Source organism: Bradyrhizobium erythrophlei (assembly GCF_900142985.1).
Lineage (GTDB): Bacteria > Pseudomonadota > Alphaproteobacteria > Rhizobiales > Xanthobacteraceae > Bradyrhizobium > Bradyrhizobium erythrophlei_B.
The window spans coordinates 7407872-7424106 of the sequence record NZ_LT670849.1; the positions used below are offsets into that span (position 1 = coordinate 7407872).

At 62.7% G+C, this 16235-nt stretch carries 17 protein-coding genes; 5 read left to right on the top strand and 12 right to left on the bottom strand.

Annotation, left to right across the window (positions count from 1 at the left end):
* Positions 1–6 precede the first annotated feature (6 nt).
* From BUA38_RS35650 to bfr, 3 genes are all read left to right on the top strand, one after another.
* Entirely contained in the window at positions 7–1089 is a 1083-nt protein-coding gene (locus tag BUA38_RS35650) for a D-TA family PLP-dependent enzyme (RefSeq protein WP_072825490.1), read from the top strand.
* Between the two features lie 232 nt (positions 1090–1321).
* Positions 1322–1549 carry a dodecin gene (locus BUA38_RS35655; RefSeq protein WP_072825492.1) on the top strand — a complete coding sequence of 76 codons (228 nt, stop codon included), beginning with the start codon at positions 1322–1324 and terminating at the stop codon, positions 1547–1549.
* Positions 1550–1691: 142 nt separating this feature from the next.
* A complete protein-coding gene (bfr, locus tag BUA38_RS35660; RefSeq protein ID WP_072825494.1) occupies positions 1692–2171 on the top strand; it encodes a bacterioferritin in 480 nt (159 codons plus the stop codon).
* A 68-nt stretch (positions 2172–2239) separates the two neighbouring features.
* Here bfr and BUA38_RS35665 read toward each other — a convergent pair whose 3' ends face one another.
* The gene (locus BUA38_RS35665) at positions 2240–2506 is read right to left on the bottom strand and encodes a cupin domain-containing protein (protein WP_072825496.1); all 267 of its coding nucleotides are present in this window, start codon (positions 2504–2506) and stop codon (positions 2240–2242) included.
* A gap of 148 nt (positions 2507–2654) precedes the next feature.
* Positions 2655–3053 carry a hypothetical protein gene (locus BUA38_RS35670; protein WP_156898885.1) on the bottom strand — a complete coding sequence of 133 codons (399 nt, stop codon included), beginning with the start codon at positions 3051–3053 and terminating at the stop codon, positions 2655–2657.
* Between the two features lie 138 nt (positions 3054–3191).
* Between BUA38_RS35670 and BUA38_RS35675 the strand changes: the two genes are divergently transcribed.
* Complete coding sequence (locus BUA38_RS35675) at positions 3192–4064, top strand: LysR substrate-binding domain-containing protein (RefSeq protein WP_072825500.1); 873 nt, start codon at positions 3192–3194, stop codon at positions 4062–4064.
* 113 nt (positions 4065–4177) lie between these two features.
* Here BUA38_RS35675 and BUA38_RS35680 read toward each other — a convergent pair whose 3' ends face one another.
* Positions 4178–5083, bottom strand: coding sequence for a LysR family transcriptional regulator (locus BUA38_RS35680; RefSeq protein WP_072825502.1), 906 nt, complete (start codon positions 5081–5083; stop codon positions 4178–4180).
* 94 nt (positions 5084–5177) lie between these two features.
* Between BUA38_RS35680 and BUA38_RS35685 the strand changes: the two genes are divergently transcribed.
* The gene (locus tag BUA38_RS35685) at positions 5178–6395 is read left to right on the top strand and encodes an MFS transporter (protein WP_072825505.1); all 1218 of its coding nucleotides are present in this window, start codon (positions 5178–5180) and stop codon (positions 6393–6395) included.
* Here the strand turns inward: BUA38_RS35685 and BUA38_RS35690 are convergent.
* From BUA38_RS35690 to BUA38_RS35730, 9 genes are all read right to left on the bottom strand, one after another.
* The gene (locus BUA38_RS35690; protein WP_072825507.1) at positions 6390–7625 is read right to left on the bottom strand and encodes an NAD(P)/FAD-dependent oxidoreductase; all 1236 of its coding nucleotides are present in this window, start codon (positions 7623–7625) and stop codon (positions 6390–6392) included. The genes BUA38_RS35685 and BUA38_RS35690 overlap by 6 nt on opposite strands.
* Positions 7625–8542 carry an SDR family NAD(P)-dependent oxidoreductase gene (locus BUA38_RS35695; RefSeq protein WP_072825509.1) on the bottom strand — a complete coding sequence of 306 codons (918 nt, stop codon included), beginning with the start codon at positions 8540–8542 and terminating at the stop codon, positions 7625–7627. The genes BUA38_RS35690 and BUA38_RS35695 overlap by 1 nt, the downstream gene beginning before the upstream one ends.
* A gap of 18 nt (positions 8543–8560) precedes the next feature.
* Positions 8561–9040, bottom strand: a complete 480-nt coding sequence (locus BUA38_RS35700; protein WP_072825511.1) for a MaoC family dehydratase — start codon at positions 9038–9040, stop codon at positions 8561–8563.
* A gap of 3 nt (positions 9041–9043) precedes the next feature.
* Positions 9044–10768, bottom strand: coding sequence for an AMP-binding protein (locus BUA38_RS35705; protein ID WP_072825513.1), 1725 nt, complete (start codon positions 10766–10768; stop codon positions 9044–9046).
* A 7-nt stretch (positions 10769–10775) separates the two neighbouring features.
* A complete protein-coding gene (gene mmsB / locus BUA38_RS35710) occupies positions 10776–11663 on the bottom strand; it encodes a 3-hydroxyisobutyrate dehydrogenase (protein WP_072825515.1) in 888 nt (295 codons plus the stop codon).
* 29 nt (positions 11664–11692) lie between these two features.
* Positions 11693–12772, bottom strand: coding sequence for an enoyl-CoA hydratase/isomerase family protein (locus BUA38_RS35715; RefSeq protein WP_072825517.1), 1080 nt, complete (start codon positions 12770–12772; stop codon positions 11693–11695).
* Positions 12769–13140 carry an endonuclease domain-containing protein gene (locus tag BUA38_RS35720; RefSeq protein WP_244553151.1) on the bottom strand — a complete coding sequence of 124 codons (372 nt, stop codon included), beginning with the start codon at positions 13138–13140 and terminating at the stop codon, positions 12769–12771. The genes BUA38_RS35715 and BUA38_RS35720 overlap by 4 nt, the downstream gene beginning before the upstream one ends.
* A 116-nt stretch (positions 13141–13256) precedes the next feature.
* Entirely contained in the window at positions 13257–14402 is a 1146-nt protein-coding gene (locus BUA38_RS35725; protein WP_072825521.1) for an isobutyryl-CoA dehydrogenase, read from the bottom strand.
* A gap of 37 nt (positions 14403–14439) precedes the next feature.
* A complete protein-coding gene (locus BUA38_RS35730; protein ID WP_072825523.1) occupies positions 14440–15936 on the bottom strand; it encodes a CoA-acylating methylmalonate-semialdehyde dehydrogenase in 1497 nt (498 codons plus the stop codon).
* Positions 15937–16235: the final 299 nt, after the last annotated feature.

Here is a 16235-nt window from a genome sequence, read left to right on the forward strand (position 1 = left end):
CGCACCATGACCACGCCCCTCGCCGCCAGGATCGCCCGCGAATACGGCACGCCCGTTGCAGTCATCGACATGGACAAGGTCGAACGCAACATCGCACGCGTGCAGAAGGCTTGCGACGAGGCCGGCGTCGCCAATCGTCCACACATCAAGACGCACAAGAGCCCGATGCTGGCGAAAATGCAAATCGCGGCCGGCGCCCGAGGCATCACCTGCCAGAAGATCGGCGAAGCCGAGGTGATGGCGGAGGCCGGCATCGACAACATCCTGATCAGCTACAACCTGCTCGGCGAAGAAAAGATGGCGCGGCTCGGCGCGCTACAAAGCAAGGCGCACATGACGGTTGCCGCCGACAATCCGACCGTGGTGGCAAGCCTCACGCAGGCGGCCGCCGCCTCCGGGCGTCCGCTGTCGGTCGTGGTCGAATGCGATACCGGGCGCAAGCGCGCCGGGGTCGAGACACCGGCGGAGGCGATCGCGCTGGCGCGCAAGATTGCGGACTCGAAGGGTCTCGTCTTTGCCGGCTTCATGCTCTACCCCACCGAGACCGGCTGGGTGGAGGCACAGAAATTCTATGACGAGGCACTGGCCGGTGTGCGCGCGCACGGGCTCGATGCGACGATGGTCTCGACCGGCGGCTCGCCCAATCTGAAGAATCTAGGCAAGCTTAAGGGCGCGACCGAACACCGGCCCGGCACCTACATCTATAACGACCGCATGCAGGTCGGCGCAGGCGTGGCGAGCTGGGACGACTGCGCGCTCAATATCTATTCGACGGTCGTGAGCCGCGCGGGCGCCGATCGCGGCATTCTCGACGCCGGGTCGAAAACGCTGACCTCCGATACCGGCGGCGGGCTCGACGGCCACGGGCTGATCCTCGAACATCCCGAAGCGCGAATTGCAAAATTCGCCGAGGAGCACGGCTTCCTCGACCTCGCCCGCAGCAATACGCGGCCGGAGGTCGGCGACGTCGTGCGGATCGTACCCAATCACGTTTGCGTCGTCGTCAACATGATGGATGAAGTCGTGATGGTGCGCGGCGAGGAAATCGTAGGCCTGCTGCCGGTCGCGGCGCGGGGCAAGCTGCGCTGATGCTCTGAAGCTGCTTCTGCTTTCAGCGTCATAACGGATCTGGTCAGATTTGCCGCTGGCTAAACCGGTCGCAGCAGCAATTGCTGCAGTGCATGAGTCTCTTCATGGCGCTTCCCGGATATTGCGCGGGGAAGCTCGTTCAGAATGGACTTGGCTCGCGATGGGATTAAAACTCTGGACAGGAGGAGATTAAGTCAGGGTTGCCCCACCGACATTACAACGGAGGTTCGTCATGCCAGTTGCTCCTGAAATGAAGGATCACGTCTACAAGATCCTGGAACTCGTAGGATCTTCCGAAAAGAGTATCGATGATGCCATTCGGAATGCCTTGACCCGCGCATCGAAGACCATTCGCGATATGAAATGGTTCGAAGTTGTGCAAACGAGAGGCCACATCGAAAATGGGTCTGTTGGCCATTATCAGGTGACCTTGCGAGTTGGATTTACATTGGAGGGGTGAAGTCGCAAGGCTGAAAACCTCTCGGGTGGATTCCCGAGCAACTCAGCGAGCCGGAACGCGGGCGGAGCCCGACCGGGCGATCAAAATGAAACGGCACTGTCGGCGCTACGCATCGGCGGCGATCGGCAACAGGGAGTGATTCATGAAAGGTAACCCCAAAGTTATCGACTACCTGAACAAGGCGCTGCGCCACGAGCTCACCGCAGTGAATCAATACTGGCTGCATTATCGCCTGCTGGACAATTGGGGCTACAAGGTGCTTGCCAAGCAATGGCGCAAGGAGTCTATCGAGGAAATGCAGCATGCGGACAAACTCATCGAGCGGATCATATTCCTCGAGGGCAATCCCAACATGCAGACCCTCGATTCCCTTCGTATCGGTCGAACGGTGAAGGAGGTGCTTGACCGCGATTTAAAGGCCGAAACGGAAGCGCGCAAGCTTTACGAAGAAGCGGCAACCCACTGTCACGGTGTGAAGGACTATGTGACGCGCGGCCTGTTCGAGCAACTGATGCACGACGAGGAACATCATATCGATTTCCTCGAAACCCAAATCGACCTCGTCGCCACGCTTGGCCTTGAGCTCTACGCCCAACATCATATGGGCGAGCTCGAGAGCTGAAGACGATTGCATCGCAATCGCCGGAGCGATGGATCGGAGACCGGCAGGTCTTCCGCCGGCCTGTGACGTCATGGAGAAACGGTGCCGGGCTCGCCGGGCCGGTTCACTGAAAAGACCAGGAATCGGCGAACGGCCTGCGCATCGGGGTTTCTCGCCACGCGATGGGCGACATCGGCGGGCTCCGTCCAATGATCCCCGGCCCGAAAGCGCTTGACCGCTTCGTCGCCGTAAGCGCTTTCAGCCGTTCCCTCCAGCATGTAGACGAAGCCCTGCCCTGGATGATGGTGCAAAGGCGCGGAATAGCCCGGAGGCTGCGTAACCAGACTGAGCCGCATCTCGAAATCTGTCCCCGGGATAGGGCGACGTTCGAGTTCTACGTCGTCGCGTTGCCGCGCGCTGTTGCGGCTTCCGCCGCATGACAGCCGGCGACGACAAAAATGGAAGCGGCAAGCAACGCGGTGAGCCGCGCTCGCGTGCACATGGCTATTTCTGACCCAGCATTTCGATCAGCGGCCGGTCTTTTGTATCGGCGAGGAAGAAGGCAACGATCTCCGCAGGCTCGGTATCGGACGCATTGTCGAACCGCTCGGTAGCGACCCCTGCCGCCTCGAAGAAAGGTTCGCCAGCCTTGACCACTTTCTCCGGCTCACCTTCTTTTTTGATGATAAAGCTGCCCGCGGTCACCACGCCGACCACCGAAATCGGATGCCGATGAAGACCGGTCGGTTGCCGCGGAGCAAACCGGATGCGCGCACCCCGAACCAGCTTGACGGCCGGATTGGCCGACGGAACCGCCTCCTCCAACACCCGAACACGCTGCAAGGGCGGAAAGGCTTCGGCGATAGCTGCCGTCGAAATGACTGACAATGCCGCGACGGCCATCAACGTCTGGTTCATCTATTCGTCTCCCGTTTCGTCAACAGTCAGTGAGTGCTGCTCCGCAATCTTCTTCGCCCGTGGATCGGGCGGTGTAAAACGAGTAATTCTGTAGCCGTTACTTGAGCAAAACCGAGGGATCACATGCAGACGCTGGATCTGGCCATTATGCGCACCCTGCTTGCGGTGGTCGAAAGCGGAAGTTTCGCCGGCGCAGCCCGGAGGATCGGACGATCCGAATCTGCCGTCAGCCTGCAACTGAAGCGGCTCGAGGAGCAGGTCGGCACGGCTCTCTTCCTGCGTACCGGCAAGCAGATGACGCTCACGAGCAGCGGCACCACATTGGTCGGATATGCCAGGCGGCTGCTTGAATTGAACGACGAAGCACTGTCTGCGACATCGCAAGGATCGATCGACGGGACAGTGACACTCGGCGTGCCGCACGATATCGCGGAGACATGGCTACCGGCGGTGATGGCGGGATTTCGCCGCAGCCATCCCGCGGCGAACCTGAAAGTTGTCGAAAGCAGAAGTGCAATTCTTTTGAGCCGCCTCGCCGACGATCAGATCGACCTTGCGGTCGTCTTTTCAGCCACCAAGCCCGAAAGCGCGCTGTGGTCTGCCGCTCTTCCCATGGTTTGGATCGGCCGCAACGACTTTGCCCTGAAGAACAACGAGCCGCTCCGGCTGGCCGCGTTCGATCCGCCGTGTTTCTTCCGCGCTGCTGCCATCGCCTCGCTGGACGGCGCGGACATCGATTGGTCGATCGGCCATGCCAGCAGCACCCTCCCCGACCTCTGGAGCGCGGTGAATCTCGGCCTCGGCATCGCGGTCCGCACGCCCGCCGCGGTGCCGGCTGGCCTTGCCGTTCTGGACGGTGCTTGCGGCCTCCCAGATCTTCCTCCCTTGATCGTCTCGCTCTGCGGCCGCGCGGCTGGGTCGAAAAGGCCGATCATCGATCGCCTGCGAGCCATTCTGGAGGATTGCCTCAGCGTCTCGATCCACGCCGCGACGTAGCATCACGCCGCGATGCATCTGCGTCCTCGTCAACACGATGGACAAAGTCGTGATCATACGCGGCGAGGAAATTCTCGGTACGCCGCCGGTGGTGGCGCACGGGGCAAATTACGCTAACCCTGCGCAAACGCTTGCAGCTCCTGGTCCAGCCGATCGCGAAACGCCTTGATCGGCTTCGCGAGCCGGCCTGCGGGCGCGCGATGCACCAGCCAGGCCCGAACCTTGGGCTTGAAATCCCGCACCTTGACCGGCTTGAGCTGGCCGCGGAATGCACTGCGCTTCAATCCAACCGGCGTCACCAGGCTGATGCCGGCACCGCGCGCCACCAGCGACAGCCGAAGCTCGCTGTCCAGTGCTTCAATCGCGACATTGAATGGCAGGTGTGCCGCTTCGAAACGACGCCGCAGCGTGTCGCGAAATCCGCAGCCATCCTGGTTCAGGACCCAGGACAGATGAGAAAGACACTCCAAATTCACCGTGCCCGCGATCTTCATGCTTCGAGCCACCACGAAGACGGCGGGCTGGAGACCAAGATCGTCGGCGACGAGATCGGCTGGTGGCAGGAGGCCGTCCGGCATGCAAATCGCAGCCGCATCGAGTTCGTTGCGGCCGATGCGCTCAAGCTGATGGGGCGACCAGCCGGAAACGAGGACCCGGACGGCCAGTTCAGGAAACTCGGCGCGAAGGGCATCGAGCGGCGCTGAGAGGCCGACGTCCGACAGAAATGGCGTGAAGCCGAGCCTGAACTCGCCGCGCACGGTGCCGTCGTCGGCGACGCCGGATTTGAGATCGTCGATCATCCGGAGCACGCGCCGGCCGTGCTCATAGGCGGCGTGCCCTGCCGAAGTCGGCTTCAGCGGTTTGGACAAGCGGTCGAGTAGTTGAGCCCCCAACAACTCCTCGAGATTCTGGACACGCCGGGTCACGCCGGGCTGCGTCAGATTGAGCCGCGCCGAGGCCGCGACGATCGAGCCGGTCTCCACCACCGCGACAAACGCCACAAGATCATGGGTATTCATGACTATCTCGCATATTTCTGATCAGCTTTATTCAATTGTAGCATATTATCCCCCGCGGTTAAAGGGACCCCGGCAATCCAACCCCCGAGGTTCCATGACCATCTCCGAAGCCGCCAAATTCACGCCCGCCAAACCGATCCCGGAACGGGCGCTGATCTGGCTCGGCGCCATCACCACCGGCGTTGTTGTCACCAATCTCTTTGCGCCTCAGATTCTCGTTGGCCTGATCGGCCGGTCGCTCGAGATGAGCGCCTCCCAAGCCGGCATGATCAGCACGCTGACGCTGTTCGGCTACGCACTCGGGATGTTGTTGCTGATGCCGCTGGTCGACCTCCTGGAAAACAAGCGCCTGATCCTGCGCACGCTGGCTTGCGCGATTATGGCCGCGCTCGGCACTGCGCTCGCACCGACACCTGCCCTGCTTCTTGTCGCGACCTTCATTCTCGGCATCTCCTGCGCCGCCATCCAAATGACGGTGCCGCTCGTCGCCTCGATGATCCCGCCGGCGCGGCGCGGGCAAGCGATCGGAGAAGTCGTCAGCGGCTTGATGTTCGGCATTCTGCTGTCGCGCCCCCTGGCGAGCCTGGTCGCCGACGCCTGGAACTGGCGCGCCTTCTATTTCCTGTCGGCCATCCTGATGACGGTGCTTCTCGGCGCGCTCGCCCGCTATCTGCCGACGTTGCAGCCGCAAGCCAAAACCAGCTATGGCGAGCTGCTGCTCTCGTTCCCGAAATTGCTGCGGGAAGAGCCTGTGTTGCGGGTTCGTAGCTGGACCGCGGCGCTGGCGATGGCGTCCTTCAGCGCGTTCTGGGCTGCGGTCGCGCTGCGGCTGCCCGATGCGCCGTTCAATCTCGACGCCAGAGGCATCGCCATCTTCGCGCTCATCGGCGTTGCGGGTGCGGCGGCGGCATCGCTCGCGGGCCGATGGGGCGATCGCGGCTGGACGAGGCGGCTACTCATCGCCGCGCATCTGTTGATCATCGCCTCCCTTGCGCTGTGTGCCTGGGGGGCCCTGTTGGATTCCCGTCTCGCGGCGCTGTTGATGCTCACGCTCGGCGCCATCGGCGTCGATTTCGGCATCACCACCGACCAGACACTCGGACGTCGCGCCATCAACCTCTTGCGCCCCGAGGCGCGCGGCCGCCTCAACGGCCTGTTCGTGGCGCTGTTCTTCCTTGGCGGCACGGTCGGTTCGGCGGCCGCTTCGTTTGCCTGGAGCCATAACGGCTGGCTCGCGGTCTGCGCCGTCGGGGCATTCTTTGGCGTGCTCGGTCTCATCACGGATATCGTGACCAGGACCGGCACGTCATGAAGAAGCCTGGACGAGCCATTTGGCCGCCCCCTGGCCTGCGGCAACACCGGTCGCAAAGCAGGCTTGTAACAGGTAGCCGCCGGTCGGCGCCTCCCAATCCAGCATCTCGCCGGCGACAAACACCCCCGGCAATCGACGCAGCATGAAGTCGGCGTCGATCTCGTCGAACGCGACGCCACCGGCAGTCGAGATGGCGCGGGCGATCGGGGCGATGCCGGCGAGTTGAAGCGGCACGGCATTGATCAATTCAGCGAGCTTTTCCGCTGAACACGACGCGAGCGAGATCGAAGACGCGTGGGCCGCTTCCTGCAACAGGCCGATCGCCGCTGGCGGCAGTTGCGCGGCCTTGCGCAGCCAGTTCGAAAAGCTCTGCTTTGCGCGTGGCGAAGCCAAGCGTTTGACCAGATCGCCGTGAGAAATATCCGGCCGCAGCGCGACGTGCAGTGTTGCTGGCGGCGAGGTCAATATCGCGTCACGCAGCTCCGCCGACAGCGCGTAGACCGCGCCGCCTTCGAGACCAGCGCGCGTGATCACGGCCTCGCCGCGAACGCTGCGATCGGCAAACGACAGCGCGATCCCCTTGAGCGGTTCGCCTTCAAAGCGATCGCGGAAGATGTCGGACCAGTTGACGGCAAACCCGCAATTGGCTGATTTGAGCGGGTTGATGCCTACTTCGCGAGAGCGAAGCGTTTCGACCCAACCGCCATCCGATCCGAGGCGCGGCCAGCTCGCACCGCCGAGCGCTAGCACCGTGGCGTGCGCTTCGATGGCGCATCGTCCGTCCGGCGTCTCGAACAACAACCGCCCGTTATCGTCCCAACCGGTCCAGCGATGACGCAAGGAAAATGAAACACCCGACGCGTCGAGCCGGCGCAGCCAGGCGCGCAACAATGGTGAAGCCTTCAAAGCCTTCGGAAATATGCGCCCGCTGGAACCCACGAAGGTCGGCTGTCCCAACGCCTCGCACCATGCCCGCAGCCGATCCGGCGGAAAGGCTTCGATTGCAGAGGCGAGCTTTGGCGTAGCTTCACGATACCGCGCCACAAACGCATCCAGCGGTTCGCTGTGGGTGAGGTTGAGCCCACCGCGCCCCGCCATCAGGAATTTGCGCCCGGCGGACGGCATGGCGTCGAAAACGGTGACGCGAACGCCGGCTTGCGCCAGTGTCTCCGCCGCCATCAATCCGGCGGGACCGGCGCCGATGACGGCGACATGGCGCTGTGGTGCCACTAAAGCTTTACGCCCGCCCGCTTGGCGGCCTGGCCGACATATTTGTTGGTCTGCTGAAACGCGTTTTCCAGCGCCTTGGCCGTGGACATATCGCCGATCTCGGCAAAACGCGACGCGATCGCCTCAGGCGTCCAGTCGGATGGCGCGAAATTGACGCCTTCGGTCTCCATGACCTTGATCACCGCGAAAGAACCGGCGCCGGCGCCCATGATCGTGCGGGTCGGCGCATCCTCGGCCAGAAGATAAAGAACAGCCGGCGTGATCGCTTCCGGCTTCATCAGCGCCAGCGCCTGCGGCGGCAGCAACTCTTCCGTCATTCGCGTTGCCGCGGTCGGCGAGATCGTATTGACGCGAATATCGTTCTTGCGTCCCTCCTCCGCCAGCACGTTCATCAGGCCGACAATGCCGGCTTTTGCCGCCCCGTAATTGGCCTGGCCGAAATTGCCGAACAGACCGGACGACGAGGTCGTGACGACGATACGGCCGTAGTTGCGCTCGCGCATGCCGTTCCACACAGCCTTGCAGCAGTAGAACGTACCGTTGAGATGCACGTCGATCACCTTGGCGAAATCGGCGACTTCCATCTTGGAAAAGGATTTGTCGCGCAGGATGCCGGCATTGGCGCACAGCAAATCGACGCTGCCCCATTCCCTGGTGGCGCGGTCGACCATCGCCTGGACCTGTTCGAAGTTGGAGACATCGGCGCCATCGGCCATCGCCACGCCGCCGGCTTTTCGAATCTCCTCGACCACCGCCTCCGCCGGCGTCAACGAACCGCCGGTGCCGTCGCGTGCGCCACCGAAATCGTTGACCACGACCCTGGCGCCGCGGGCAGCTAACCCCAGCGCATGCGCGCGGCCAAGACCATTGCCCGCCCCGGTAACGATGGCGACGCGTCCGTCAAACCTGGTTGTCATGCATGCATTTCCTGAAGTTCAAGCAAAATAGATCAAGCCGATCCAGTCGGCCACCAGCGCGGGCTTTTCCTCGCCCTCGATTTCCACCGTGACATTGGTGCGCGACTGCAATTCTTTCGGCTTGCGCAGCTTGGCCTCCATCAGCGTGAACCGCCCGCGCACGCGCGAGCCCGATTTGACCGGCGAAATGAAGCGAAGCTTGTCGAAGCCGTAGTTGACGCCCATCGTGGTCCCTTCGATCACCGGCATGACCTCGTAGGACATGATGCTGAGCAGCGACATGGTCAGAAAGCCATGTGCGACCGTTGCGCCGAAAGCGGTTTCGCGCTTGGCCCGTTCGGGATCGACGTGAATGAACTGATGGTCCTCGATGACATCGGCGTAGAGGTTAATCCGGCCCTGATCGACCAGATGCCAGGACGAAACACCGATCTCCTGCCCGACCATCGCCTGATACGCTTCGAGCGAAACCGGCGGCTTTTTCCAGACCTCGTTCATGGGCTAATGGTCCGATTTCGTCTTCTGTAGTTCCGGAAAGTCTTCTTCGCGGAATTCCGCGCCGCGCAGCGAATCGCCTCTGTTATTATCATGTTCGAGGCGGCGCAATTGCACACGGCGGATCTTGCCGGAAATTGTCTTCGGCAACTCGGTCACGAGTTCGATCCGGCGGATGCGCTTGAACGGCGCCAGGCGTTCGTGCAGATGCAGGAAAATCGAGCGCGCGGTGTCCGCAGATCGATCCGTGCCGGCGACTAGCAGCACATAAGCCTTGGGGATCGCGAGCCTGATCGGGTCGGGGCTTGGGACGACCGCTGCTTCGGCGACGAGTTCGTGTTCGAGCAGAACGCTTTCGAGCTCAAACGGGCTGATGCGATAATCAGATGACTTGAACACGTCGTCGGAACGGCCGACGAACGTGAAATAGCCGTCCTCATCGACGAACACGACGTCGCCGCTGCGGTAGAAATCACCATCTGCGCCGGAAAGCTTGCCGTCGTCGCTCTGATAGCCCTGCATCAGCCCCGCGGGGCGATCAATGCCGAGCCGAAGCGTGATCTCGCCCTCACGAGTGGCGTTGCCGTCGGCGTCGGTGACCTCGACGCGATAGCCGGGCAGCGGCCGTCCCATCGATCCGACCTTGACCTTCTGGCCTGGCGAATTGCCGGCCAGCGCCGCGGTCTCGGTCTGGCCGTAGCCGTCGCGGATCGTCAGCCCCCAGGCGGCGCGCACCTGGTCGATCACTTCGGGGTTCAGCGGCTCGCCCGCGCCGCAGGCTTCGCGCAAGCGTACCTTGAAGTCGGCGAGCCGTTCCTGAATGAACAGCCGCCACACCGTCGGCGGCGCGCAGAGCGTGGTGACGCCGCAGCGGCCGATGGTGGCGAGCAGTCCCTTGGCATCGAACCGCGGCTGGTTGACCACGAACACGGTCGCGCCCGCATTCCATGGCGCAAAAAAGCAGCTCCAGGCGTGCTTGGCCCAGCCCGGCGAAGAAATGTTCAGGTGAACGTCGCCCGGCTGCAAACCCAGCCAATACATGGTCGAGAGATGGCCGACGGGATAGCTGCGCTGGCTGTGCCGCACCAGTTTCGGCTTTGCCGTGGTGCCGGAGGTGAAATAGAGCAGCATCGGATCGTTAGCCTGCGTCGGCCCGTCCGGCGTAAAGGTTTCCGGAAAATCCGCTGATGTTTCGAACGGAAGCCAGCCTTCCTGCGGCGAAGACGCATTGACGACCATGCGCACCAGTTTTTCGGCCCCAAGGCCAGCGAACTTGCCGATCTGATCTGGCGTCGAAACCACGGCGCGGGCGCGGCCGCGGTCGAGCCGGTCGCGCAATTCGTCCGGCGTCAGCAACGTCGTGGCCGGGATCACGACCACGCCGAGCTTCATCGCCGCCAGCATGGTTTCCCAAAGCGGGACCACGTTGCCGAGCAGGAGCAGCAGGTGATCGCCACGCTTCAGGCCTTGCGCGCGTAAAAAGTTCGCAACCTGGTTGGAGCGCCGCGACAGCGCCGCAAAAGACAGCTTGGTCTCGCGGTGATTGCCGGCATCGACGATCCAGAGCGCCGGACGATCGCGGCTTTGCGGATCACGCGCCAATTCCGCATCGAACCAGTCGAGCGCCCAGTTGAACGGAGCGGCGTCGGGCCAGCGAAAACCGGCGACGGCTTTGTCGTAATCCGTCCGATGCTTCAGGAGAAAGGCGCGCGCTTCCTGAAAGGTGGTCATCGTTACTCTATTTACCCGCCAGTTTGCGGACGTGCTGGATGATGCCTGAGAAATCGACCGCGCCGTTTCCGGCCGCGTCGAACGCCTTGTAGATTTCCTGTGCGTGCTTACCGAGCGGCGTGGCCGCGCCGGCAGCATTCGCCGCGTCCTGCGCCAGGGTCAGATCTTTCACCATCAACACCGAGGCGAAGCCCGGCTTGTAATCGTTGTTGGCTGGAGACGCCGGCACCGGACCGGGCACCGGACAATAGGTCGTCAACGACCAGCATTGCCCCGACGAGGTCGAGGCGACGTCAAACAACGCCTGATGGGACAATCCCAATTTTTCACCAAGCGCAAATGCTTCGCTGACCGCGATCATGGAAATGCCAAGGATCATGTTGTTGCAGATCTTGGCCGCCTGCCCCGCGCCGCCGCCGCCGCAATGAACGATCTTCTTGCCCATTTTTTCCAGGACCGGCTTGCCGGCCGCGAACGCCTTGTCGTCGCCGCCGCACATGAAAGTGAGCGTCGCCCCCTTCGCGCCGCCAGTGCCGCCGGAGACCGGCGCATCGATCGAGCCGACGCCATGCTTTGCGGCGAGCGCATGCGCCTGCTTGGCGCTTTCGACATCGATCGTCGAGCAATCGATGATGAGCGTCCCCCTGGCCATGGCCGGCAACACTTCCTGCCAGACCGAGAGCACGTGCCTGCCCGCCGGCAACATCGTGATCACGACGTCGGCGCCCTTGACCGAAGCGACCGAGCTCTCGGCGATATCGGCCCCATCCGCCCTGGCCTGATCGCGCGAGGCGGCGACAAGGTCGAAGGCGATCACCTTGTGGCCAGCCTTGACGAGATTGGCCGCCATCGGACCGCCCATATTGCCGAGACCAATGAATGCGATGCTGGCCATCTGAATCTCCTCCGCTCCGTTTCTTGTGTCTAGAATGTCAGTTCGTCGGCGCCGATCTCCTTGAAATACGGCGCCAGCATTTCCGCCGTCACGTCCTCGACGCGTGGCGGCGACCATTTCGGGTTGCGGTCCTTGTCGATCACGGCCGCGCGCACGCCTTCGCGGAAATCGTCGCTGCGGAAGACCTCGAGCGCTGCGCGATATTCCCGCACCAGGCATTCTTCCAGCGACGCAGCGTTGCGTGCCAGTCGCAATAGTTTCAGCGTCACGACCATGCCGCGCGGCGATTTTTCGTTCAGCGTCTTGAGCGCTGCCTTCGCGAACTCCGAATCGTCGCGCGCGAGGCTTGCAAAAATATCTTCCATGCGATCATGCGCGAACCAGCGATCGATCGAAGCTTTCAGGGCCGCGACGGGACCTGCGCGCTCGCCGGTCGCAAAGCCCGCAGTGATCTTGTCAACTTCGCCTGAGGTGATGCCGGGCCGAACCGCCGTCAATGCTTCCCGCAATGCGGGCAATCTTGCCGAGGGCACGACCGCATCGGCAAAGCGCGCGAAGATCGCGTCCGGCCCGTTCATGGTCAGCCCAGTCAAGCCGAAGAACGCTCCGATATCGCCGGGCGATCGCGTTAGCAACCAGGTGCCGCCGACGTCGGGAAAAAACCCGAGCCCGACCTCGGGCATTGCAAGCTTGGTCTTCTCGGTGACGACGCGGTGGCGCGCGTGGCCGGAGAGCCCGACGCCGCCGCCCATCACCAGGCCATCCATGAACGCGATATACGGTTTCGGATATTTTGATATCCGCGCATTCATGACGTATTCCTGCCGCCAGAATCGCTTGCCGAGATCGCCGCCGGCTTTTGAGCTCTCATAGAGCCCGCGGATGTCGCCGCCGGCACACAGGCCACGCTCGCCCGCGCCTTCCAGAATCACCACCGCAATGGCCGCGTCTTTCTCGAACCGATCGAGCGCCGCATCGATGCCCTGCGACATCTCATAGGTCATCGCGTTGATCGCCTTCGGCCGGTTCAGCCGGATGATTCCGGCCGCACCTTCGCGCCGCACGATCAAATCACCTTCGGTCTCCGCAACCGCCGCCTGCGCCGTCATCGCGCACCCTCCGCTTTCTTCCCCTCTCCCCATGCGGGAGAGGGTGGCGTCGAGCGTGAGCGAGACGCCGGGTGAGGGGTATTCGCGAGTTCGGCCGCCAGGACGGTGAGAACTCCCTCCAGATTCGAAAGCACCTCATTGTTCCAGAAACGAACGACCCGAAAATCGTTTTCCGCGAGCCAATGATCTCGCTTCATATCGCGCACGGAGTCGGCGTGCTGACCGCCATCCACTTCCACCACCAGCCGAGACCCATAGCTGAGAAAGTCCGCGACGTAAGGCCCAATTGGAACCTGACGCCGAAACTTGAATGACTGAAATCGGCGGTCCTTCAAGGCAAACCAGAGCTTCCTCTCGGCGTCGGTCATTTGCGACCGCAATTTACGCGCTGTCGTCGTGAGGGACCGAGCCCCCTCACCCGCCTCGCGCCTTTGGCGCTCGGCACCCTCTCCCGCAGGGGGAGAGGGAAAAGTAGAATGCGAGATCATCGCGCACCCTCGATCATCTTGCGCGCCACGATCAGCCGCATGATTTCGTTGGTGCCTTCGAGAATCTGGTGCACACGCAGGTCGCGCACGATTTTCTCGATGCCGTATTCGCTTAAGTAGCCGTAGCCGCCATGGAGTTGCAGCGCCTGGTTGGCGACCTCGAACCCGACATCGGTGCCGAAGCGCTTGGCCATGGCGCAGAGCATGGTCGCGTCAGCGTCCTTGCGATCAAGCGCCGCAGCCGCGCGCCAGACAAAGGTGCGTGCCGCCTCGAGTTCGGTCGCCATGTCGGCGATACGGAACTGGAGCGCCTGGAACTCGTCGAGCCGCTTACCAAACGCCTTGCGATCCCTCATGTAGGCCAGCGCGCGGTCGAGCGCGTTCTGTGCCCCGCCGAGCGAACAGGCCGCGATGTTGATGCGCCCGCCGTCGAGGCCTGCCATCGCGATCTTGAAGCCGATGCCTTCGTCGCCGAGGCGGTTCGCGACCGGCACCCGCGCATTCTCGAAAATCACCGCGCGGGTCGGCTGTGCGTTCCAGCCCATCTTGCGCTCGTTGGCGCCGAGCGACAGACCCGGCGTGTTGCCTTCGACCACGAGCGTGGAGATGCCGGCAGGCCCGCCTTCGCCGGTGCGCACCATGACGACGTAGAGATCGCCGCTCCCCGCACCGGAGATGAACTGCTTCTGGCCGTTGAGGACGTAATGGTCGCCGTCGCGCACCGCGCGCGTCCGCAGCGCGGCCGCATCCGATCCCGAACCCGGCTCGGTCAGGCAATAGCTCGCCAGATAGTCCATCGTGCAGAGTTTCGGCAGCCACTGCTTGCGCTGGGTGTCGTTGCCATAGGCATCGATCATCCAGGCCGCCATGTTGTGGATCGAGATGAAGGCCGCGACCGTCGGGCAACCCTGCGCCAGCGCCTCAAAGATCAGCGCAGCGTCGAACCGCGTCAGCCCGGTGCCGCCGACATCGTCGCGGATATAGACGCCGCCAATGCCGAGCTTGGCGGCTTCGCGCATCACGTCGACCGGGAAATACTTCTCCTCATCCCATCGGATCGCGTGCGGCGCGATCTGCTCCGCGGCGAAATCCCGCGCCATGTCGCGAACCGCAATCTGGTCCTCGGTGAGTGCGAATTGCATTTCTTCCCGGCGCCCTCCTCGAAGAGATCGTTTGGCGTCAGTTCATGGTCGGGATCGAGAACTCCGCGCCTTCCTTGACACCGGACGGCCAGCGCGAGGTGACCGTCTTGGTCTTGGTGTAGAAGCGGATCGAATCCGGCCCGTGTTGGTTCAGATCGCCGAAGCCCGACTTCTTCCAGCCGCCGAAAGTGTAGTACGCAATCGGCACCGGGATCGGCACGTTGATGCCGACCATGCCGACATTGACCTTGGCGGCAAAATCGCGCGCGGCGTCGCCGTCGCGGGTGAAGATCGCAACGCCGTTGCCGTAATCATGATCCGACGGCAGCGCGAGCGCTTCCGCATAATCCTTGGCGCGGACCACCGACAACACCGGGCCAAAGATCTCTTCCTTGTAGATGCGCATGTCCTTGGTGACGTTGTCGAATAGACAGCCGCCCATGTAGAAGCCTTTTTCGTAGCCCTGCATCTTGAAGCCACGGCCGTCGACGGCCAGCGTTGCGCCTTCCTTGATGCCGATCTCGACGTAATTCTTGACGCGCTCGACCGCTTCCCTCGTCACCAGCGGGCCGTAATCGGCCGACGGATCGATTGACGTGCCGATCTTCAGGCTTTCCACGCGCGGGATCAGTTTTTCCATCAGCCGGTCGGCCGTGGTCTTGCCAACGGGAACCGCGACCGAGACCGCCATGCAGCGCTCGCCGGCCGAACCGTAGCCGGCGCCGATCAGGGCATCGACCGCCTGATCCATGTCGGCGTCGGGCATCACGATGGCGTGGTTCTTGGCACCGCCAAAGCATTGCGCGCGTTTTCCAGTCGCGGCCGAACGCTCATAGATATATTGCGCGATCGGCGAGGAGCCGACAAAGCCGACGGCCTTGATGTCGGGATCATCGAGGATCGCGTCCACCGCTTCCTTGTCGCCGTTGACGACATTGAGAATGCCTGCCGGCAGGCCCGCCTCGATCATCAGTTGCGCCAGCATCATCGGCACGCCGGGATCGCGCTCGGAAGGCTTCAGGATGAAGGCGTTGCCACAGGCGATTGCAGGCGCAAACTTCCACATCGGAATCATCGCCGGGAAATTGAACGGCGTGATGCCAGCGACCACTCCGAGCGGCTGGCGGAGCGAATAGATGTCGATGCCGGGACCGGCGCCCTCGGTATATTCGCCCTTCATCAGGTGCGGAATGCCGCAGGCAAATTCCACGACCTCAAGGCCGCGCTGAATGTCGCCCTTGGCGTCCGGAATGGTCTTGCCGTGTTCGCGCGCCAGCACGTCAGCGAGCTTGTCGTAATCGCGCTGGGCGAGTTCGAGGAACTTCATCATCACGCGCGCCCGGCGCTGCGGATTGGTCGCGGCCCATTCGCCCTGGGCGGCGCGGGCGTTTTCGACGGCGGCGCGAACCTCGGGTTTTGAGGCCAGCGCGACCTTGGCCTGGACGTCACCGGTCATCGGCTCAAAAACATCAGCAGACCTGCCCGATTTGCCCGCGACCTCACGGCCGCCGATGAAGTGCCCGATCGTACGCATGCGTTCCTCCGGAAATCCTTAAGAGTTGGCCCGCTTTTAGCACCCGTTTTGGGGCTCGGCGAGGACGTGGGCCTGCGCGCCGATTTTCGTCATCATGTTGCAGGCTTTACGCTGTTTGAAAAGGTGTTTTCAGCTTACGAGGAATGCGCGAAAACAACGACATGGCTGCCCTCCCACCGCCACTACGACGAACGTCGAATGCGGTAATCGGGTTCAGCGTAGTGGAGTGGATTTGACATTCGCTAGCTATTTGGCAGCGGGCGCGTCAAGCGAATGTCAAATCCAAAAACTCCACTAGA

Excerpts from the sequence above, each read along its gene's own strand:
- mmsB (WP_072825515.1), bottom strand. The coding sequence starts at position 11,663 with ATGGCCAGCATCGCATTCATTGGTCTCGGCAATATGGGCGGTCCGATG.
- BUA38_RS35665 (WP_072825496.1), bottom strand. The coding sequence starts at position 2,506 with ATGCGGCTCAGTCTGGTTACGCAGCCTCCGGGCTATTCCGCGCCTTTG.
- BUA38_RS35655 (WP_072825492.1), top strand. The coding sequence starts at position 1,322 with ATGCCAGTTGCTCCTGAAATGAAGGATCACGTCTACAAGATCCTGGAA.
- BUA38_RS35650 (WP_072825490.1), top strand. The coding sequence starts at position 7 with ATGACCACGCCCCTCGCCGCCAGGATCGCCCGCGAATACGGCACGCCC.
- BUA38_RS35675 (WP_072825500.1), top strand. The coding sequence starts at position 3,192 with ATGCAGACGCTGGATCTGGCCATTATGCGCACCCTGCTTGCGGTGGTC.
- BUA38_RS35685 (WP_072825505.1), top strand. The coding sequence starts at position 5,178 with ATGACCATCTCCGAAGCCGCCAAATTCACGCCCGCCAAACCGATCCCG.
- BUA38_RS35720 (WP_244553151.1), bottom strand. The coding sequence starts at position 13,140 with ATGACCGACGCCGAGAGGAAGCTCTGGTTTGCCTTGAAGGACCGCCGA.
- BUA38_RS35715 (WP_072825517.1), bottom strand. The coding sequence starts at position 12,772 with ATGACGGCGCAGGCGGCGGTTGCGGAGACCGAAGGTGATTTGATCGTG.
- BUA38_RS35725 (WP_072825521.1), bottom strand. The coding sequence starts at position 14,402 with ATGCAATTCGCACTCACCGAGGACCAGATTGCGGTTCGCGACATGGCG.
- BUA38_RS35680 (WP_072825502.1), bottom strand. The coding sequence starts at position 5,083 with ATGAATACCCATGATCTTGTGGCGTTTGTCGCGGTGGTGGAGACCGGC.
- BUA38_RS35695 (WP_072825509.1), bottom strand. The coding sequence starts at position 8,542 with ATGACAACCAGGTTTGACGGACGCGTCGCCATCGTTACCGGGGCGGGC.
- bfr (WP_072825494.1), top strand. The coding sequence starts at position 1,692 with ATGAAAGGTAACCCCAAAGTTATCGACTACCTGAACAAGGCGCTGCGC.
- BUA38_RS35700 (WP_072825511.1), bottom strand. The coding sequence starts at position 9,040 with ATGAACGAGGTCTGGAAAAAGCCGCCGGTTTCGCTCGAAGCGTATCAG.
- BUA38_RS35730 (WP_072825523.1), bottom strand. The coding sequence starts at position 15,936 with ATGCGTACGATCGGGCACTTCATCGGCGGCCGTGAGGTCGCGGGCAAA.
- BUA38_RS35705 (WP_072825513.1), bottom strand. The coding sequence starts at position 10,768 with ATGACCACCTTTCAGGAAGCGCGCGCCTTTCTCCTGAAGCATCGGACG.
- BUA38_RS35670 (WP_156898885.1), bottom strand. The coding sequence starts at position 3,053 with ATGGCCGTCGCGGCATTGTCAGTCATTTCGACGGCAGCTATCGCCGAA.